The sequence below is a fragment of the bacterium genome (genome assembly GCA_029210965.1).
In the GTDB taxonomy this organism is placed as follows: domain Bacteria; phylum BMS3Abin14; class BMS3Abin14; order BMS3Abin14; family BMS3Abin14; genus JALHUC01.
The window spans coordinates 60,512-80,155 of record JARGFZ010000002.1 but is presented as its reverse complement, the minus strand read 5'-3'; the positions used below and the strand labels follow the sequence as shown (position 1 = coordinate 80,155).

At 54.8% G+C, this 19,644-nt stretch carries 17 protein-coding genes; 10 read left to right on the top strand and 7 right to left on the bottom strand.

Features of this window, described 5'->3' with window-relative positions; genetic code table 11:
* Window positions 1-46 precede the first annotated feature (46 nt).
* Window positions 47-952, top strand: coding sequence for a hypothetical protein (locus P1S59_01765; GenBank protein ID MDF1524983.1), 906 nt, complete (start codon window positions 47-49; stop codon window positions 950-952).
* A 9-nt stretch (window positions 953-961) separates the two neighbouring features.
* Here the strand turns inward: P1S59_01765 and P1S59_01760 are convergent, their stop codons facing one another.
* A complete protein-coding gene (locus P1S59_01760; GenBank protein ID MDF1524982.1) occupies window positions 962-1,393 on the bottom strand; it encodes a hypothetical protein in 432 nt (143 codons plus the stop codon).
* A gap of 197 nt (window positions 1,394-1,590) precedes the next feature.
* Between P1S59_01760 and P1S59_01755 the strand changes: the two genes are divergently transcribed.
* From P1S59_01755 to P1S59_01720, 8 genes are all read left to right on the top strand, one after another.
* Window positions 1,591-2,556 carry a cysteine synthase family protein gene (locus P1S59_01755; GenBank protein ID MDF1524981.1) on the top strand — a complete coding sequence of 322 codons (966 nt, stop codon included), beginning with the start codon at window positions 1,591-1,593 and terminating at the stop codon, window positions 2,554-2,556.
* 347 nt (window positions 2,557-2,903) lie between these two features.
* Window positions 2,904-5,354, top strand: coding sequence for a PBP1A family penicillin-binding protein (locus tag P1S59_01750; protein ID MDF1524980.1), 2,451 nt, complete (start codon window positions 2,904-2,906; stop codon window positions 5,352-5,354).
* A gap of 159 nt (window positions 5,355-5,513) precedes the next feature.
* Complete coding sequence (locus P1S59_01745; protein MDF1524979.1) at window positions 5,514-6,683, top strand: N-acetylmuramoyl-L-alanine amidase; 1,170 nt, start codon at window positions 5,514-5,516, stop codon at window positions 6,681-6,683.
* Window positions 6,680-7,252: a GerMN domain-containing protein gene (locus P1S59_01740; protein MDF1524978.1), complete on the top strand. Its 573-nt coding sequence runs from the start codon at window positions 6,680-6,682 to the stop codon at window positions 7,250-7,252. Before P1S59_01745 ends, P1S59_01740 begins: the two co-directional genes overlap by 4 nt.
* A gap of 123 nt (window positions 7,253-7,375) precedes the next feature.
* Window positions 7,376-8,179, top strand: a complete 804-nt coding sequence (murI, locus tag P1S59_01735; GenBank protein MDF1524977.1) for a glutamate racemase — start codon at window positions 7,376-7,378, stop codon at window positions 8,177-8,179.
* 57 nt (window positions 8,180-8,236) lie between these two features.
* Window positions 8,237-9,007, top strand: coding sequence for a ribonuclease PH (gene rph, locus P1S59_01730; GenBank protein MDF1524976.1), 771 nt, complete (start codon window positions 8,237-8,239; stop codon window positions 9,005-9,007).
* Window positions 9,008-9,078: 71 nt separating this feature from the next.
* Window positions 9,079-9,690, top strand: a complete 612-nt coding sequence (gene rdgB, locus P1S59_01725; protein MDF1524975.1) for an RdgB/HAM1 family non-canonical purine NTP pyrophosphatase — start codon at window positions 9,079-9,081, stop codon at window positions 9,688-9,690.
* 102 nt (window positions 9,691-9,792) lie between these two features.
* Window positions 9,793-9,930: a hypothetical protein gene (locus P1S59_01720; protein ID MDF1524974.1), complete on the top strand. Its 138-nt coding sequence runs from the start codon at window positions 9,793-9,795 to the stop codon at window positions 9,928-9,930.
* Here P1S59_01720 and P1S59_01715 read toward each other — a convergent pair.
* Complete coding sequence (locus P1S59_01715; protein ID MDF1524973.1) at window positions 9,916-10,527, bottom strand: DUF445 family protein; 612 nt, start codon at window positions 10,525-10,527, stop codon at window positions 9,916-9,918. The two genes, P1S59_01720 and P1S59_01715, sit on opposite strands and share 15 nt — an antisense overlap.
* Before the next feature lie 372 nt (window positions 10,528-10,899).
* Here P1S59_01715 and P1S59_01710 point away from each other — a divergent pair, with 372 nt between their 5' ends.
* Window positions 10,900-11,889 (top strand): hypothetical protein, encoded by a 990-nt coding sequence (locus P1S59_01710; protein ID MDF1524972.1) that lies wholly within the window; start codon window positions 10,900-10,902, stop codon window positions 11,887-11,889.
* Window positions 11,890-12,040: 151 nt separating this feature from the next.
* Here the strand turns inward: P1S59_01710 and typA are convergent, their stop codons facing one another.
* From typA to P1S59_01685, 5 genes are all read right to left on the bottom strand, one after another.
* Window positions 12,041-13,849, bottom strand: a complete 1,809-nt coding sequence (gene typA, locus P1S59_01705) for a translational GTPase TypA (protein MDF1524971.1) — start codon at window positions 13,847-13,849, stop codon at window positions 12,041-12,043.
* 299 nt (window positions 13,850-14,148) lie between these two features.
* Window positions 14,149-14,532, bottom strand: a complete 384-nt coding sequence (locus P1S59_01700) for a hypothetical protein (protein ID MDF1524970.1) — start codon at window positions 14,530-14,532, stop codon at window positions 14,149-14,151.
* Window positions 14,533-14,600: 68 nt separating this feature from the next.
* Window positions 14,601-15,497: a phospholipase A gene (locus tag P1S59_01695; GenBank protein MDF1524969.1), complete on the bottom strand. Its 897-nt coding sequence runs from the start codon at window positions 15,495-15,497 to the stop codon at window positions 14,601-14,603.
* Window positions 15,498-15,838: 341 nt separating this feature from the next.
* Window positions 15,839-17,350, bottom strand: a complete 1,512-nt coding sequence (locus P1S59_01690; GenBank protein ID MDF1524968.1) for an FGGY family carbohydrate kinase — start codon at window positions 17,348-17,350, stop codon at window positions 15,839-15,841.
* A gap of 605 nt (window positions 17,351-17,955) precedes the next feature.
* Window positions 17,956-19,326 (bottom strand): DEAD/DEAH box helicase, encoded by a 1,371-nt coding sequence (locus P1S59_01685; GenBank protein ID MDF1524967.1) that lies wholly within the window; start codon window positions 19,324-19,326, stop codon window positions 17,956-17,958.
* Window positions 19,327-19,644 lie beyond the last annotated feature (318 nt).

Here is a 19,644-nt window from a genome sequence, read left to right as displayed (position 1 = left end):
GGGGATTATCTTATATGGCTTTGACTTGGTCAGGTTCTATGCGCGATTGAGGTTAATACGTAACGCGGACGTGCTTGTTCTGCATCCACAGACCCTGAGGTGGAGATCCTTTTTCAACCTCGTTGGTTCCAACCGCGTGACCCATTATGTGTTGGATAGCAGCTTTTTCTGCATCCGTTCCTACAATTATCGAGGACAGAAATGGGAGGAATGCCTCGACTGCCTGGGAGATGTCAGTCGGTGCCATCCATCATGCCATCCCTTCCCGGTGTTTTACAATCGATCCAGGAACCTGTCCTATCTGAGCCATTTGAAAAAAGTGGCCCCTGCGATCATGTTCCTGCTGCAGAACCCCAACCAGGGGCGGCTTATCAGGAAACATTTCGGATCTGACGTCAGAGTTCGGTTGGTAGGAATGGTGACAGACGAATTTGAGGGTGTTGAGCGAGAAAAACCCGGTGCGGGAGGATATGATGTTGTCTTCCACGGAGCCATAAATGCTGCCAAAGGGGCCGGATATGCTATTGAATTGGCCAGACACCTTCCCGAACTGTCCTTTCTTCTACCCGGTTCAATGGAAGAGGCGACGACCCAATCGGGGGACGTGGGCCTGCCTGGTAATGTGAAGATAATGGACATCACCTGGGAGACAGGGCTCCGTGAGGAGGTGGAAAACTGCCGCCTCGTCCTTTGTCCCAGCATGTGGTCAGCCCCCATCGAGGGAGCGTTGGTCAAATCCATCCTGCACAATGGGCGCGTGGCTGTTTTTAATACAGAGTTCGGATACCAGGCGGACTTGCCCGAGGATCTGATCATACGGCTTTCCCCTGATCTGGGGAGCTCGGCCGCGAAGATCAGGGAGAGGCTTAACGTTGATGTTAAGGAAGATCTAATAAGTGGCTGGATCGAGGAACTGCTGAGCGGAACTGACCTGGCCTCCATTTTCAGTTGATCGACCCTGTCATGAAGTAAAATCCTTCGGCTCGGAGCTCAGTTCCGGCTCGATCCCCTGTTTCAGGAAGTGCTTTTCCAGGATCTGCCGGGTCAGGGCCACGAGGGGTACGGTGAACAGTTCGTCTACGCCAGCCCAGAGGTAGTCCAGTCCGTCCCTGACGAAATGCTGCTCGCCAGAGTCGATCTTCGCGGTGTGGTCAAAGGAAATAAAGTGGTTGTCCCCATCGATATGCTCACTGGGACCGAGGAAAACAGGCTGAATTGACAGCCCCGTCAGGTGCATGACCCGATCCATCAGGCATTCCTGAAGGCTTTTTCCCGGAGTAATGCGGCACCATGGGATGGCGTAGGCGTACTGGTCCACCTTGCGCACAAGAAGAGTCTCACCTTTTGCGTTCTGAATGATAACTCCCGCAAAATTCTCGATGCCTGGTTCCATAGTCTGCCTCCGTGAGAATCTGAATCATAGTCCTCCCCGGAATGGCGGTCAACCCGCCAGGGCCTCTATGGCCCAATCGGTCCGACTGCTGTATATTAGAGCGATTTTTCAGAAGGCAAGAAGGCAGGTTGAACAGCTATTCAGTGGGACCTACCCGCAAGATATGACTCACTGTAACGATACGAAAGGATGGAGAAGTGAACAAAAAGACGATCCTGGATACTATAGGCAACACACCCCTCGTGGAAATACTGCACATGAACACCAATCCCAAGGTGAGAGTACTGGCCAAACTGGAGGGAAACAACCCTGGGGGGTCGGTCAAGGACCGGATCGCCCTTTCCATGATCGAGGGAGCCGAGGCGAGGGGAGAGCTCAGATCAGGCATGACGATCCTGGAGGCTACCTCGGGGAACACCGGTATCGGGATCTCACTGGTAGCCGCCTGCAAGGGGTACAGGAACATTTTGACCATGTCGGAAGGTGTAAGTATTGAACGCAGGAGGGTCCTCTCCGCTTTGGGCGCCGAGATCGTCCTTACACCGGCGAGCCATGGGACCGATGGCGCCATCATGGAAGCCAGGCGGATGCATGAGAAGGACCCGGGCACCTACTACATGCCTGATCAGTTTAACAACCCTGACAACATCCGGGCTCATTTTACGGGAACCGGCCCTGAAATATGGGAGCAGACGGAAGGTGATATAGATGTGTTCGTTGCAGGCATGGGCACCACAGGGACGCTCATGGGTATTTCCAGGTTTCTCAAAAGCAAAGGCCCTTCCATTTCCATCGTGGGAGTGGAGCCGGTAATGGGACACAAGGTCCAGGGTCTGAAAAACATGTCCGAGGCCATTGTACCGGGCATTTACGTTCCTGCGGAGCTTGATCGTAAGGTTGTCATCCAGGACGATGACGCCTATGAAGCATCAAAGACCCTGGCCTCCAGGGAGGGGATATTCTCGGGCATGTCCAGTGGGGCTGCTATCAGGGTGGCACTGGACCTGGCTCTGGAAATGGATTCAGGCACTATCGTCACGCTGCTTCCCGACAGGGGTGACCGATACGTGACCACGGTCCTGTATTGCAACGAGCGGTGCAGAACAGCCGAGTGCCGGGTGGAGCATTGCCGGGAATGCCCTGGCCATGTCGCCAGTCTCTAGCCCGCATTATTCATGATGGTGATGAGATGTGAGCTAACTGTTTGGCAAATATGGATAAATGGGAATGGCACGATAAACATCATGAATTATGCGGGGTTGTCCGGACATAGTCACGAGAGGAGTTTTTCGTTCCGGCAAGGCGACTGTCCAGGGAGCGCGGAGGCATACTTTAGTATTCCGCACAAGGGAACGACACAGCAACGCCGCCAGAACGGAAAAGAACCTCGTGAATAGTCCGGGCTAAAGGGTTCCATGTTGACACTTAACCCTCTCAGCCGTACTCTGTCTAAATCTGCTTTCGGAACTGACATTCCGCTGACATTTCAACCCAAGACGAGGAAAAACAATTGAGGATTCGCAACATTCCAACTGGCAGGCAGCGCCGTCGCCGCAGGTCAAAGACCGCTCTATTTGGCCTGCTTTCGATCATGGCCGCAGGGACGCTGTTTGCCATGGCCGCATATTTCTATTTCAGCCTGAACCTCCCCCAACTGAAGGATATCGGTGACTATAATCCAAGTCTTCCGACCATCATGTACGACAGGGACGGTGTGGAGGTTTCCCGCTTTTTCATCGAGAACAGGGAACTCATCTCTATTGACCAGGTTCCCCGTCAGGTGATTAACGCCGTTATCGCCATAGAAGATTCCAGTTATTACGAGCACCAGGGACTGGATTATCTCGGGATTTTCAGGGCCTTCCTTAAGAACCTCAAGGCTGGGAAGGTGGTACAGGGAGGCAGCACCATTACCCAGCAGGTGGCCAAATCCCTTCTGCTCTCCAACGAACGCACCTATTCACGTAAACTCAAGGAAGCCATACTGGCCCGTCGGATAGACAAACGGTTCAGCAAGGACGAGATCCTTGAGATTTATATGAATCAAAGTTACTTCGGCAACGGCAGTTACGGTATCGAGTCCGCGGCACAGAACTATTTCCAGAAACATGTCTGGGAACTGTCCCTGGCCGAGACAGCCCTTCTCGCCGGCCTGCCCAAAGCTCCCAGCGCCTACGATCCCACAAGGAACCCTGATCGGGCTTTGGCGCGCCGCAACCAGGTTCTGGACCGGATGGTAGAGGAGAACTACAGTACCGCCCAGGAAGGCACCGAGGCCTCCTCACTTCCTCTTGGACTTAACCCGAAGACTGCAGACCCCATGGACCCGACGGCCTACTTCGCAGAAGAGGTGCGCCGCTACCTCTATGATAAATATGGTGAGGAAATACTCTATCGTGGCGGGATGAAGGTTTCAACCACCATGGATAAAAACTTGCAGGGGTTTGCCCAGGATGCAATCAGGACGGGGTTGAAGGACCTTGACAAGAGGCAGGGGTATCGAGGCCCCATAGAGTTTATATCATCAGACAACTTTCCTCAGGCCATTGAGAAGCTTAGGGTCCAGAACGGCCTTGCCGATGTCATTTCGGGAGTAACAGACGCTCTACCCTGGGAGGAAGGACAGATCCTGAGCGCCCTGGTCATGCGGGTGGACAAAGACGGAGCGGACCTGGATCTGGGGGGGGTCCCGGGCCACATCCCGTTAAAGGAGATGAAGTGGGCCAGGCCCATCGATACCACCATAGACTATACAGAATATGCTGTAAAAAGAGCTGACGAGGTAGTCAGCATCGGTTCCCTGGTCATGGCCCGGTACCTTGCAGTCAAAGACAGTGAAAACCGTACTCTATTTGCACTGGAGCAGGAACCGAAGGCCGAGGCTGCGCTGATCTGTATGGACGCTCCTACCGGGCAGATCCTCGCCATGATAGGGGGGTACGATTACAACCGAAGCGAATTTAACCGTGCGACCCAGGCTATACGGCAGCCCGGCTCCGCCTTCAAGCCCATAGTTTACAGTGCCGCCATGGATAACGGTTTCACCCCTTCATCCATCATTGTGGATTCCCCCATCATTTACGATGACCCTGCTCAGGAGTTGAAGTGGAAGCCTGGCAACTATTCCGAAAAGTTCTACGGACCTACCCCCCTGCGAACCGGGTTGGTCCAGTCCAGGAACGTCATTACGATAAAGTTAGTGCAAAAACTGGGAATACAGGCGGTCATTCAGTATGCCAAACGGTTCGGTATCGAGGAAGAACTTCCGGAGGACCTGTCCATCTCACTGGGAAGCATGGGCATCACCCCCATAGGACTGACCTCCGCTTACACTGTTTTTGCCAATTTGGGTTTGCGTTCCGCTCCGTGGTTTATCATGAAGGTTGAGGACAGGGGGGGCAACGTCCTGGAGCAGGGCGGTGCGGAGTTGACGCGGTCCCTTTCCGAGGATACCGCTTTCATGATGCAAAACCTTCTGCGCAGTGTGGTGCAATCGGGGACAGGATGGAGAGCAAGAGCCCTCGGGCGGCCCAGCGGAGGCAAAACCGGTACGACCAACGATATGATCGATGCCTGGTACATGGGTTTTACTCCCAAGATAGTGACCGGCACCTGGGTAGGTTTCGATGAGGAGGCTCCCCTGGGACAGAATGAGACCGGTTCCCGTGCCGCAGCCCCGATCTGGGTGAACTTCATGGAGAAGGCTATGAAGGACCGCCCAGTTCTTCCCTTCCCTGCTCCTCCTCCCGGGATCGAGATGGTGAAAATTGATCCCGATTCTGGCCTGCTGGCAGGTCCGGGAGCAGACCGCTTCATCTACGAGGCGTTCAAGATCGGCACGGCACCCAGGGAGTACGCTAAATCTCCCAACAGGACCGGAGGCCAGTTTGGTACAAGGACCTATACACCGGGTTATGTTCCACAGTCAGAGGTCCCCGGTATGTTGCCGAGGGATTATTAGAGCTGTAAACGGTGAATAGTGAAAGGTGAACAGTGAATGGTGAAGCGGTTTATTAACTCCACATCCGTTTCGAATATGATACGCAGGACTTTCCTATTTCAACACCTCCTGAATCGAATTATCCTGGTTTGCATTTTTTCGGTAACCCTCGCCTTGCCGATGAAGGCTTATTCCCTGACATCGGAGATCTCCGTACACCTGCCGGGAGGCAAGGCCGGGCAGCTTACCGTACGATCGGGGATGATCGACCTGCAGTCCCTCATTGAGGTCTTCGATCTGCGTTCGAGCCTGGATGTCCTGGGGGAGAGGTTGGACCTGGTTGGTGAGCGGGGTTCTTGCCGTTTGCTGTTGGAATCACCCCTCGTCCTGTCACGGGGACTGTTCTCTGTCATGTCGGGCCCCCTTGTCAATCTGGGCGGCAGACTGGCTATTCCCACTGATTTTCTCACCAAAGCGCTGCCTGCTCTCACGGGACGCTCTTCCTCACTGGATTCCCGGGCACTGACACTCGGAGAGCCGGGTTCAGGGGGTTTCCAGGGTCAGAACCCGGAGGAATTGTCAAAAACAGCCTCCTTCATCCGTCGGGACCAGTATGTTCCGGAAGAGGTGCTCCAGAAGGAACCGAAAGGGCTTTCGGTTGTAGTTCTCGATCCAGGCCATGGGGGTAGAAGCCTTGGAGCGAGGGGAAGTACTGGAACAAGGGAAAAAGACCTCGTACTCACCGTTACGGAGATACTCAAGACCAGGCTGGAAGAAGGACTCGGGATAAAGGTCGTCCTGACTCGTACAGCCGATTACTATGTAGGGCTTAAAGAACGGACGGCCATCGCCAACAACAACCGCGCGGACCTGTTCCTGAGCATTCACGCCAACGCCACCTTCCGCCGGGATATCGAGGGTTATGAAACTTACTACCTGAGTCTTAAGTCCACTGACAAGCAGGCCCGCAGCTACGCCGAAATTGAAAATAAGGCTCTCGGGGTCAAGGGGGATGAGGGCGACAAAGCGCTTTTGGAGGCGATCCTCTGGGATATGGCCCAGACTGGTTATATCCAGGAGAGCAACGAGTTGGCATCCATGGTTCAGAAACGGATCATAGGTGAACTCAGGGGCCGGGACAGAGGAGTGCGGCAGGCTCCTCTGGCTGTTCTCATGGGTGCCAGGATGCCGGCGGCTTTGGTAGAGATCGGATATATCTCCAACCCGGAGCAGGAGGTCCGACTGAACCGCCAGGCCCATCAGAAGCAGATAGCCACGGCGCTTTATCGGGCCATCGAGGATTATCACAGGGGACTTCTCCGGGGTGAGATAAAGAGAGAACGGCCATGAAAAAAAACCTGATGGCTGCAGTGATCCTTATCCTTGTCGCAGGGGCAGTTTATCTGTTTATACACTTTACCTTGCCGGGGCCGGGGATTACCCCTCCCGGCGGGGAGGTTATGAGCAAGCCGGCATTAGCCACCCCACAGACAAAAGAGATGGATCTGTTTTTTGCCGATATCACCGGGCGAAGGTTATCTTTGGAGCGCAGGGAAGTGACTGGAGAGAGCAGGGAAGACCTGCTCAAAAGCGTTGTGGAAGAGTTGATTAAAGGACCCGTTGATGAGGACAGGCTCAGGACCCTTCCGGAATCTGTTCTGGTCAGGGCGATCTTTGAGCGTGAAAAGACGGTCTGGGTGGATCTGGGGGGGGCGATCCAGGATGAACACCCTGGTGGAGCGTGGACCGAGGTCCTTGCGGTTTACTCGGTGGTGAACACCCTGACAGAGAACTTCACAGATGTGTCCAATGTCCAGATCCTGATAAACGGACGGGAGAGCGAGACTTTCGCCGGGCATGTGGACATCAGTACTCCTCTTACAAGCAGGATCCAGCTGCTTGCGGGGGACTGGGAATAATTCGTCCACAGGACGAATTACCGAAAAGGGGAGAAGGCGAAGAGGAGAAAAGGAGAATGGGGAGTGAGACCGTTTTCCCCTTTTCGCCAAGTCCCCTCTTCTCCTCTTCCGGGGAGAGCTTTTTTGATCAAGTTGGGAATATTTGACAGCGGTGTTGGCGGGCTTACTGTCTACAAGGAGGTAAGCCAGGCGCTGCCCGGTGCCGACATCCACTATTTCGGGGATACTGCCCGTGTTCCCTACGGAACCAAGTCTGCTGAAACCGTCACCCGCTACAGCGTGCAGATAAGCCGTTATCTTTGCGAAAGGGGTGTAGATGCGGTGGTAGTTGCCTGCAACACGGCCTCCGCATACGCCATTGATCTGCTCAGCAGCGTCATGCCCATCCCTGTGTTCGGAGTTGTGGCGCCGGGAGCAGCTGCGGCTGTGCGTTCTACCTCCAACGGTATAATAGGTGTGATCGGCACCAGGGGGACTGTTGCGAGCGGAGCCTACCAGCGCGCTATCACAGAACTTGACCCTGATATCAAGGTGTTGGCCGCCCCTTGCCCCCTCTTCGTGCCGTTAGTTGAAGAGGGGTGGCTGCTGGACCCCATCACCCGGGAGGTTGCCATCAGGTACCTTAAGCCGCTGATAGAAAAGGGGGTGGATACCCTGGTCCTCGGGTGCACACATTACCCCATGCTCAAGGAGGTCATTTCCATAGTCATGGGAACCGAGATCACCCTCATAGATTCTGCCGAAGAGACGGCTATAACCCTTAAAAATTTTCTGGACGACAACGGTTTCGTGGATGAGACTGGTTCAGGTACCGACCTGTTTGAGGTCACCGACTTGCCTGAGAGATTTCTGGATGTAGGGCAGGTTTTTTTGGACCGGAAACTCGAAAATGTTCAACAGGTAACGATATTGGAAAGGGATGAGTGAAACGGATCTCAAATCTCATATCTCAAATCTCAAAAAAAAAGGCGTAAAGGAGAACACGTGACAGACAAAAAGAACGATAAAGATCTTACCTTCAAGCTTGGCGAGCTCATCCGTCCCGACGGGCGCCAGCCCGACCAGATAAGGGAAATAAAGATCACCCGCCCCTTCCAGAAGCATGCTGAGGGAAGCGTCCTGGTGGAAATGGGCGATACGAAGGTTGTTTGCAGCGCTTCGGTGGAAGAGAGAGTGCCGCCCTGGCTCAGGGGTACGGGGCAGGGCTGGATCACGGCTGAGTACGGAATGCTGCCCCGCTCCACCCAGAACCGGCTGAACCGGGAGACTGTCATCAAGACTGCCGGGAGAACCTACGAGATCCAGAGGCTTATCGGGAGAGCCATGCGTGCGGTTGTCGATACCACCGCTTTGGGGGAACGCACCTTTTACCTGGATTGTGACGTGATCCAGGCTGACGGGGGCACGCGCACCGCGGCCATAAACGGAGCGTTCATCGCTTTGGTGGATGCGCTGCGGAAGGTAAAGGACCAGAAGCGGATTAGAAAGATCCCTGTGGAGGACTATCTTGCCGCCGTGAGTATCGGGATCGTTGACAGGCAGACCCTCCTGGATCTTTGCTACACAGAAGATTCCCAGGCCGATGTGGACATGACTGTTGTGATGACAGGAAGCGGACGCATTGTTGAGATCCAGGCCGGTGGGGAGGGAACGACCTTTAGCCAGGAGGACCTCAGTCGGCTTATTGCGGAAGGAAGCAAGGGGATCAAAAAGATCGTGAAATGGCAGAAAGAAATTTTGGGAGAGTTGAGATAGCTAACTGACCCAAAATTTCTTTCAGAACGCAGCACTCAGAACGCAGTAGAACCAAACCTCGGTGGATACCAATGAAGATCGTATTGGCAACTTCAAACCCGGGAAAAATAGTTGAGATAAGAACTATTCTCAGTAGCCTCGGGATTGATATCGTCTCCCCGGAAGACCTGGAAGGTAAATTTCCTGAAATCGTTGAAGATGGCGATACCTTCGAAGCCAACGCGCAGAAGAAGGCTCTTGAGGTTGCACGGTGGGCAGGGATGCCGGCCCTGGCAGACGATTCCGGACTGGTTGTCCCGATCCTGGGAGGCGACCCCGGGGTCCACTCTTCCCGCTACGCAGGCGAGGATGGGGACAACGAAGCCAACATGGCGCTGCTCCTCGAAAGGATGAAAGCAGTCCCCGAGGCTGAAAGGCTGGCCTACTTTGTCTGTGTTCTGGCTCTGGCCTCCCCGGATGGCCGGACCTGGCAGACCAGAGGCCGCGTGGATGGGCTCATCACCTTTGAAAAGCATGGCAAAGCCGGCTTCGGGTACGATCCCATCTTCTTCTATATCCCCGAGGACAAGACCTTTTCCCAGATGAGGCCCGAAGAGAAAAACAGGTTCAGCCACAGGCACAGAGCCCTGGAGGATTTCGGTAAGATGTGGCCGGAAATAGCAAAGGAGCTGGAGACCGTCTGACACGGGGACACGGTGACGTCACGCCTTTGGCGTGACAGGCTCTGACGGGGGAGAAAATCGGAGGGGGACAGTGGGTGAGAGGGTAAGGGGGAGAAAAGGCTCATGTATCCAGGTATCGAGGTAACTCCCGAAACCCGGAATCTGAAACTTGAAACCGAATTCCTGGAGGGATTAAACAATCATCATTCCGGGCCAGTCCTTCTCCTGGATCTCACCAGGATCATTTCATCCCACCACTAACATTACTATTCCTTGCACCACACCTATGGCCGCCCCGGTGATGGCCCCCACTATCTTGATGTGACCAAACTCTTTTTTCGCAACGGCCATGATAAGGTCCTCCATGGCCTCGGTCTCAAACTCCATGACCTTTATCCTGACGATCTCCCTGATGTCCACCGATTCTCTCAGCTTGCCTGCAAAGCGTTTACCATGTCCATCCATGAACCGGACTATCTCCCGGCTGAGAACCTCCTGCAGAGAGGGAAAAATAATTCTATTCCACGCCTGTGAAACGCCCGGGATCTTTTCTAGGATCCCGCCCGGTCCCCGATCGTGGAGGACCTTTCGTATGAGGCTGTCTACCTCATCGTGCCAGTTCACACCGCTCATGGCTTTTTCCATGTCATCCTGAGTCAGAAGGCTGTTTTCCACCGTATCAGCAATACGCTCAGCCAATTGAGCGTGCCTGCTGGGGATAACCCCCTGCAGGGACCACCAGAATATCCGTACCGGTTCCCGGGGACGAAACAGCATGAGAATGGCCAGCCAGTTGGTGAACCCACCCACGAGGGCTCCAACCAGGGGGAAGATGAGAAAATAGAGGAAAGGAGACATGGGGGGAGTGTATAGGGTCTAGAGTCTGGGGTCTAGGGTCTGGTGAGAATGAAGAATGTGGAATGTAGAACGTAGAATAAGATCAAAACCCGAACGATTGCAGCACACGGCCTATTATTATTAAGGTAAGGGTTTGAGGTTTGAGGTTTGGGAAATATGATTCCGGATGCAGCATTGAAAATTGAGTATTTATAATAATGAGGCCTTTGATGTTAATCCTCAATGCTCAATTCCAAATTCTTAATTAATTTCCTCCTGGCTCCTAAGCCAAACCTACAACACAATGACCTTGTGTAAAATATTTTCTTGAGCGTAAAATACCTACATACACTGGGGCTCAAACTACTGATTGAAACGACAGGGGAGCATATTATGGCAGGGATCTCGGGGAAGCAGGGTAAAGATCTACTTATTGCAATTCTCAGTGAGCTGAAGAGTATCAATCCCAGGATCGTTCCTCTCGACAGCGACGAGATCCAGGCACTTGAAGACGGAGTGGCCCAGGGAGTGTGCGACGTATTCGGGAGCGAGTCACCCGAGTACAGCGAGTTCGAGGGGTTCAAGATCGCCGCCGGAAATATTTCAAGGGGTGATTCACGGGCAGAAAAACAGACCAAATATGAACTGGGGCTGCCAAAAGCGGCTCAGCGCCTGGAGGCGCTTCTCAGCCTCATAGATCTGTCCGAGGACGATATCCAGGACCTGTCCCCAGAGGATCTCGTGGAGGTCGAACCTGCTGGAAAAACCCCACCGGCAAAGCCATCCCCGCCTAAGGCCGTGCCCCGAACCAGGCCCAACGCACCCGATGCGCCATCGGCAGCCAGGGCGGCCAAACCGGCACCTGAACCCGAACCCAAGCCGGCTCCCAAGGCCGCGGAAACTGTCAAAAAAACCCCCCAGGTAAGCCCCAAACAGCCGGGACGGATACTCCTGCTGCAGGAAGGGGGGGATGATATCAGTTTGGCCGTGGCGGCCCTGCTGGAGAAGATCGGTATCGATCTTGCCCTTCTGGATGAGGATAGCTCCTCCGAGATGGAGGGGATCATCGGGCAGAAGAACATGGCCTTTACCATCATGTCGGTATCCTCAGGACCCAGGGGGGGCCTTTCCGGTCTCACCTCGGTGATCGGAAAACCTTACCCCAAACATGAGAGCACTTTTAAGCTTGGTCTTCTGGTGGGTAGCCTCGGTCCGGGAAAGGTCGTGATCCTGCACAGCGGTGAGCGACCCCAGGATATCCCCGAGGGGCTCTTCGGAATACGCTATATCCCCTACAAGGAGGAAGGCGGGTGGCAGATCGGCCTCCTGAAACTCCTCAAGGCCAACGGCTTTTTCATCGACGCGAACCTGCTCTTCGATTGATCTCGGGCCTGGCCCGGCTCAATCGAAGAGAGTGTAGCGTGTAGAGAAAGATTTTAACGCGAGGGAACTATTTGGAATAGGGAACGGGGAAGAAAAAGGCTGGGATGCCTTTATTCCACCTTCCCTATTCACTATTCACTCTTCCAGGCTTTTAAACCACCGCGCTCTTTTTAGTCCTGAAGTTCTTGTTGAGCACCCTCTTGCGTAACCGTATGGAATTGGGGGTAATCTCCACCAGCTCGTCGTCACCAATGTACTCCATGGCCTGTTCCAGCGTGAGGACGGTGGGAGGTGTCAGCTTGACGCTGAAATCGGACGAGGAAGAGCGCATGTTGGTCAGCTTCTTAAGGCGTACCGGGTTAACATCCAGATCGTTGTCCTTCGCATTTTCTCCGACCACCATTCCCGCGTAAACCTCCGTGCCCGGTTCTACGAAAAGTTTTCCCCTCTCCTGAAGCATTTCCAGCGCATAGGCGGTAACGAAGCCGTTCTCCATGGACACAAGGGCCCCGGTCCTGCGGCCCGGCATATCTCCCTTGTACGGTTCATAGCCGTCAAAGACATGGTTCAAAACCGCGGTGCCCCGCGTTTCGGTGAGCAGTTCTCCTCGCAGCCCGATGAGCCCCCTCGCTGGTATGGAAAATTCCAGGCGGACCTCGTTGTTGACAGCGTTCATTGACAGCAGCTCCACCCGGCGCGGCCCGACGCTGGCCATGACTGCTCCCTGATGCTCAACGGGGACGTCGATCACGAGACATTCCATGGGCTCCATCCGAACGCCGTCGATCTCTTTGAAGATGACCTCTGGCTTGGAAATAGCCATCTCGAAGCCCTCTCTCCTCATGTTCTCAAGGAGGATCCCCAGGTGCAGCTCCCCGCGGCCGGACACCCGAAAAGTGTCGGGGCTCGAAGTATCTTCGACCCGCAGGGAGAGGTTGTTGCGAAGCTCCCGGTGCAGGCGCTCGCGAATGCTCCTGGAGGTGACGTACTTTCCCTCCCGACCGGCGAAGGGGCTGGTGCTGACCATGACGTTCAGCGCCAGAGTGGGTTCGTCAACGACCCTATAGGGGAGGGCCTGGGGATGGGAGGGGTCGCTGACAGTCTCGCCTATCTCCACATTTTCCAGGCCGGCGATGGTTACTATATCGCCGCAAGTAGCTGTGTTAACCTCCACCTGCCGAAGCCCCTCGTGAGCCTGGAGACGACTGACCCTACCCTTGGTTACCCTTCCGTCCCCCTTGATGAGGGCCACACTGTCTCCAACGGCAACGCTGCCGTTGGCCACCTTGCCGGTGGCGATCCTTCCGAGGTAGTCGTTGTAGTCGATATGGGCGATCAGCATCTGGAAGGGAGCGTTTGCATCTCCCTCAGGAGGCTGGATGTTGTCCCGTATGGTTTCAAAAAGGGGTCTTAAGTCCCGGGGTTCCTCGCTCATGTCCCGCACAGCGGTACCCTGCCGGGCGTTGGTGAACAGTGTGGGAAAGTCCAGCTGATCCTCGGACGTGGCAAGATCGCAGAAAAGGTCGAACACTCTGCTCTGGGCCTGGAGCGGGTCGGCAGCCGGGCGGTCAACCTTGTTGACGATGAGTATGGGGCGCAGCCCCATTTCCAGCGATTTCCTGAGGACAAAACGGGTCTGAGGCATGGGACCGTCCACAGCGTCCACGAGGAGGAGGACCGAATCCACCATTGTGAGGATCCGTTCCACCTCACCCCCGAAATCCGCATGTCCGGGGGTGTCGACGATGTTGATCTTGATGTCTTCAAATTGAACGCTCAGGTTCTTGGCGAGGATGGTGATGCCCCTCTCCCGTTCCAGGTCGTTGGAGTCCATGACGCGCTCGTTGACAACTTCGTTTTCCCTGAAGACGCCTGACTGTTTGAGCATGGCATCCACCAGTGTGGTCTTACCGTGGTCAACGTGGGCAATGATTGCGATGTTACGAGTATTTTCCTGCACTGTGTTTTCATCCCTTTTCAAAAGTTATTTGTATAGCAAAGCCTATAAACATGCTCCTGGACCGTGAAAATGTCAAGGAGTAAGTGCCGTGAAAAGCGTGAAGCGTGGCGCGTGGCGCGTGGCGCGTGGCGCGTGGCGAACAGTTCACCCTCCCGGTCCGGCTGTCAAAAGCATTGCTTATCCCTTCTGCGTTCTGCGTTCTGCGTTCTGCGTTCTGCGTTCTGCGTTCTGCGTTCTGCGTTCTGCGTTCTGCGTTCTGCGTTCTGAAAAAAATTGTACAGACCCTTCAAGATGGCAACCTATTTCAGGTGAAGTTCAACCTCCATCACCTCACCCCCATGTTCGTGGACCGAGTCCCGGGCACGGACCACAACCTTGGAGACACCCTTCGGGATCTTGACTCCGCGCAGGCTTCTGGTGAAGGGCTGCTCCCCAACGTGGGGGTGCATGAGAACCCGGGTCCCGAGAACCTCACCATCAGGCCCCAGCACCTCCCACCGGTCGGCGTAATGATCCCATCCCTCGTCGTCATGCCTCACCGTGACGGAGAAAGACCAGGTCCCATCTTTCCCGGAACTTGCCTTTACACCCACCACATCCGCCTCCCCCGCAAAGGAAACAGCCGCTGGTGACAGCACCCATAGAAAAACAAACATCGTCAATGAGTTTCTTGTGAACTTCATTGTATTCATCTTCCTCTACACTCTGCACTCTGCACTCTACACTCTGCACTCTGCACTCTACACTGCTCTTACAACCAATCCGCCAGCAGGATCCCCACTCCCACCCTTGTCATCCGGTAGTCGTAGTCGATGAGGCTTTCACCGTAACCATCGAAAACCTGCACATACCCTTTCATTCTGCCCTTCAGGGGATAGGACCATCCAACCTCCACCGCACCCCGGTTGTCCCTTCTGAGGTTATTGCGGAGCATGAGTGTGAAAAAGTTTTTTCCCTTGCAGTATAGAACGCCGGCTTCGACCGACCCCATATAACGGCGGATATCCGGATTATCGTCACCCCTTGGTTCATCGGGGGCGCTCTTTTCCCTCTCAGGTATGCGGTACCAGGGTTTCACACTGAACACCGTGTTGCCCTTTTCGAGGAACAGGTTGCCATAGATCCTGTTCCAGCCCCTTGACAAGGCACCTCCCTGCCCGTTGGATTGGTGGGAGATCCCAAAAATAACACTGGTGGCCCTCATCCCCAGGATTTTCCAGTCGGTATCGTACATGAGGAACAGCTCCGGCTCATGGTTCGTCTCCCGGAAGGGGCGTGACCTCCGGGGGTTGTAGGCCTGCCACCAGGACCGGTTGGTGTAGGCGGCGTAGAGGTTGCCCTCTCCGCCGATGAAGCCTTCTTTCACGAGGAATTTCAGGCTGACCTGGAACTTCATTTCCATCTTGTCGAAAGATCCCTGGGCCAGGCCGAAGGGCTCCTCGTATGGGTCCAGGGCGTATGCCAGGGGCAGGATGTAGTTGGGCCGATGGGGCAGCAGCAGGAAGGGGTTGTCGCGTGCCGCCTGTTCCATGGCAAGGCGCTTACGAACAGCTGTGGGGGGTTGATCATCCTCTTTTGCCAGAACAACGCCGGCAAGGCCATGGGTGATCAGAAATACCGATATAAGTATGACGACAGTTCTGTACATGCTTCCTCTTTGAGTTCCCGCGACAGGTTAACGTTCACAGCCCTTCCAGATAGCAGGCCCGAGCCGGCATCCTAACAGATATTCTCCGCTCAATCATCCACCTGTACCCACCCTCCCGCACTCCCTTGCCATCGGATGCCATACTTCCTGTCCCTGCCTGTAATCCGCTCGTCACGATCCGTTGACAATGATGTAGAATGGGGCATCCATCAATAAGGTCATATGATCTTTAACCGAGAGGGAAAAACGGTCCAGGTTCTATCCCGGCATCAGCTAATAACGGAAATTCTGGATTCTGGATTCAAAAAAGATTGTAATACTCAATCCGAAATCCTTAATTATTATTTACTGTTAATTCTCTTCTCCATCTCCTCCAGCCACCTGCTGTAGCGTTGGGTGATGGGTGTTCCGTCGCCAGGCTCAAACCACTGTCCTGGCGCCGGTTCCGGCCAATGGTCAGGCCTGCCTGCAAGGAGATAGCACGTTCCCCGCACCGTAGCTTCGGCCTGGGCAGGCCTATATACGGGCACTCTTGTCAGATCTGCAATACGCTGACATATTCCGTCCTGGGCAGCCAGCCCGCCGGTGACCTGGATCCTTTCAGGTCCTCTCAGAGAGAAGCCCATCTCAACCACATTCCTGTGAAGCAGGAAAATAACGCTTTCAACCACGGCAACAAACTTTTCATGGGGCTGACCGTTCCCCACAAAACCTGAAACGAAATCCGGGACCCAAAAAGGTGCTCCGAGACCCGATATGCCGTTCAGAAACAGGGGCGGATCCTCCACAGTCCTCAGCCACCCGGGCATTTGCTCCCAGAGGTCCTCTGTACTGTGGATTGTCCTCAGCCACTGAACAGCGCTGCCGGCTCCATTGATGGTACCTTCCAGGACATACTCACTGACATCATCCTGCTGGTGGATAACGCTTGTCAGCAGTCCGGATGCCAGTAAGGGCTCCTGTCCGAGGGAACGGGACACAAAGGCGCCGGTGCCAATGTTCATATAAGCAGTTTCCGGCTGTAATTTCCCATAGGCATACATGGCTGCTGACTGGTCTCCCGTGACAAGGGCAAGGGGAATCTGTCGCCCTCCAGCCTTGATATTCCCGAAATCGTGTACAGTGGGAACACATACCGGAAGGGCGCTGGAGGTCAAATTGAACATTTCAAGGAGCTGGCTGTCCCATTCCTTGCGGTGGAGGTTCCACAACAAGGTGCGTGATGCGCTGACAGGGTCGCTGACGAAGAGCTTCTCCGCGGTCAACTGCCACACCAGGAAACTGCTCATGGGGCCGAAACATAGCCTGTGGGCATCCAGGGCTTTTTTTACTTCCGGGATGTTGTCGACACACCAGGCCAGCTTACTGGCTCCGTAATGGGCGGACAAAAAGAGGCCTGTTCTTTCGTGGACCTCACCTGCCCGATGTGCCAGCTGGATGATCCTTTCCCTGGCCCGGGTATCCTGCCAGCTGATGACCGGTGACAAAGCCTCTCCCGTATGCTTATCCCAGCATACGATGCTCGATCTTTGAGTAGCCAGGCCTGCGGCCTTGATCTTTTCAAAGCTGCCCCCTGACTTTTGCGCGATCTCGGCCAGGGCCTCACGTAGGGAACGGACAAGCTCCCGCGGATCGTGCTCAACGAAGCCGCCTTCGGTCCGGGATGTTTCCAGGGCACGCTCTGCCCCGGCCAGAGGTCTTCCGGACTCATCCATGACCACGGCTCTGCTGGCGTGGCCCCCCTGGTCGATGATAAGAAAGGTTTTCTTGCTCAGCTGATCTACCAACTGCCTGGCCTCCTTGACACAACCCACCCTCTTACACAATACCAGCACCGTGTCTGAAAATCTCAACACACTGCTGAAAACATCCCTCTATAGCAACGGTGGCTTCCCGCAAATGTGAGAAAGCCTGTAACAAATCACAGATCATGCAGTTACCGATCTTGTCGGCAAAGGTTCCCTGCACCTCGCCCCCGCAAAGCGTTCCGCAAACAGCCCAACAGGTCCGGCCCCCGTTCTTCCCACCGTGAACTCCATGGAGAGCTGTTGTCGTCGCCGCAAGGCATACCCCCAATTCCGGGATTTTTTCTCCGTCCGCACTTTTTGAATTCCCAGCAGTTAATTTGCGTAAATTGTCACTCCTTCATCCAAAAGACTTTCGAGATAAATTACAATAATGTACCCTACTGTTCTGCTAGTGGAATGTAAAGGTTGATTCTGTACAAAAATACCGCCCATTTTTTATCATGCTTTCTCTAAGTTAAGACCTTCCTCCGCCTTCTGGATGCCTGTCCTGAGCCTGCGAAAGCGCGAGAGAAAACATCGCTTTTATAGAAACGGTGCTTCCCCAAGATCAACGGTTTTACCCTGTGGTAAAAGTTTCGCTTTTTTAGTTAACGCCCAAAACAAAAGCCGCCTTTCGGCGGCTTATGATACTGGTATGTCAGTGAGCAGAGCTATGAGCGGGATCTCAGGTGAGCGGCACTTTCGGACTCTGATTTTCCTGAAAAGCGGTTTGACTGGCTTCCCCTGTGTCCGGATGGTGCCGGGTTGCGCCTGCTCCCCTTTCCGGATGATGCCGGATTGCGTCTGTTCCCTTTGCCGTTTCTTCCGTTGACGACCCGTTCCCCTTTGGAGTTCACTTCAATAGACTTTCTGGCAGGCATCCCCTGCACGTGCCAGGGGTGTCCTTCTTCCACCGGTACCTGCTGTCCGATGAGCCTCTCTATGTCCTTAAGGAATGAGCGCTCTTCCATGTCACAGAACGATACGGCCACTCCTTCCTTTCCGGCCCTGGCAGTCCGACCGATGCGGTGGACATAGCTTTCAGGGATGTTGGGCAGGTCGTAGTTGACAACGTGGCTGATGCCATCAACATCGATGCCTCTGGCCGCGATATCTGTAGCCACCAGGACCCGTGTATTTCCCCGTCGGAAATTATCCATAGCCCGGGTGCGGTTGGTCTGGGACTTGTTACCATGGATCGCCTCTGCTTTCACCTTATCGCGTTCCAGCTGCCGCACCACCTTGTCAGCGCCGTGCTTCGTTCGCGTAAAAACAAGAGCCCTCGTCACCGAGGAGTCAGAGAGGACGTGTGCCAGGAGGTCTTTCTTGTCGCCGCGAGCCACGAACATGATGCTCTGGTCAATAAGTTCCACCGTTGAGGCCTGTGGATCCACCGCAACCTTCACCGGGTCTTTCAGCATGCTGTCCGCCAACCGAACGATCTCAGGCGGCATGGTCGCCGAGAAGAAAAGAGTTTGTCTTTGCTGCGGCAGTGTGGCGATCACACGTTTCACATCGTGGATGAAGCCCATATCCAGCATCCGGTCGGCTTCGTCCAGCACAAAGACCTCGAGGGAATCGAGGCGTATGTGCCTTTGTCCCATGAGATCCAGAAGCCTTCCCGGGGTAGCCACCAGCACGTCAACCCCTCTGGACAGCGCTCTTACCTGGGGCATCTGGCCGACCCCGCCGAAAACGACGGTTCGGCTCAGCCTGACGTGGCGGCTGTACGCTTTAAAGCTGTCGCCGATCTGGGCAGCCAGCTCCCGCGTGGGGGTGAGAATGAGGGCTCGCACACTGCGAGGCGATGGGCTTTTTCTCTGGCCGACAAGCTTCTGAATAATGGGAAGAGCGAAAGCCGCCGTCTTACCCGTGCCTGTCTGGGCGCCACCCAGGAGGTCCCGCCCGGCGATAAGCTCCGGGATGGCTGCTTCCTGAATAGGGGTGGGGTTTGTATAGCCCTCTTCGCGCACCGCGCGTAGAAGAGGTTCAATAAGGCCAAGCTGTTCAAAGGTTTTACTGTTCATAACTATCCTTTTCATGGTCCATGCGCACCTGTCTCGTCGCAAAGCGTTGAGCAAATTCAAGGACCTGTTTTGATGGACTCGTAAAATTCACCAATCCGTTCCGCTATTGGTGGGACTGGGGTGGGGGCCACGCCTGGGGCGTGGGCCGGATTCCTTTTGCGAGGCTATCGTGTCGAGCTCGTCGGAGGAAATCGTCAGGGGAAAACTTCAGGGAACCGGTAGGCCGGTGTGCTTCGGGTGCCTTGAGGTGTTTTAGTTCCGCAGGATGACTCATCCGAGCGGCCTGCCGGTAAGGCTTCTTCCTTCCCGGTCAGGCCTAGCGGGCTAGTCTTT

Coding starts and splice junctions, on each gene's coding strand:
- P1S59_01700 (MDF1524970.1), bottom strand. CDS start 14,532: ATGAAGTTCACAAGAAACTCATTGACGATGTTTGTTTTTCTATGGGTG.
- P1S59_01710 (MDF1524972.1), top strand. CDS start 10,900: ATGGCAGGGATCTCGGGGAAGCAGGGTAAAGATCTACTTATTGCAATT.
- rdgB (MDF1524975.1), top strand. CDS start 9,079: ATGAAGATCGTATTGGCAACTTCAAACCCGGGAAAAATAGTTGAGATA.
- P1S59_01695 (MDF1524969.1), bottom strand. CDS start 15,497: ATGTACAGAACTGTCGTCATACTTATATCGGTATTTCTGATCACCCAT.
- P1S59_01740 (MDF1524978.1), top strand. CDS start 6,680: ATGAAAAAAAACCTGATGGCTGCAGTGATCCTTATCCTTGTCGCAGGG.
- P1S59_01685 (MDF1524967.1), bottom strand. CDS start 19,326: ATGAAAAGGATAGTTATGAACAGTAAAACCTTTGAACAGCTTGGCCTT.
- P1S59_01760 (MDF1524982.1), bottom strand. CDS start 1,393: ATGGAACCAGGCATCGAGAATTTTGCGGGAGTTATCATTCAGAACGCA.
- P1S59_01715 (MDF1524973.1), bottom strand. CDS start 10,527: ATGTCTCCTTTCCTCTATTTTCTCATCTTCCCCCTGGTTGGAGCCCTC.
- P1S59_01745 (MDF1524979.1), top strand. CDS start 5,514: ATGAAGGCTTATTCCCTGACATCGGAGATCTCCGTACACCTGCCGGGA.
- P1S59_01720 (MDF1524974.1), top strand. CDS start 9,793: ATGTATCCAGGTATCGAGGTAACTCCCGAAACCCGGAATCTGAAACTT.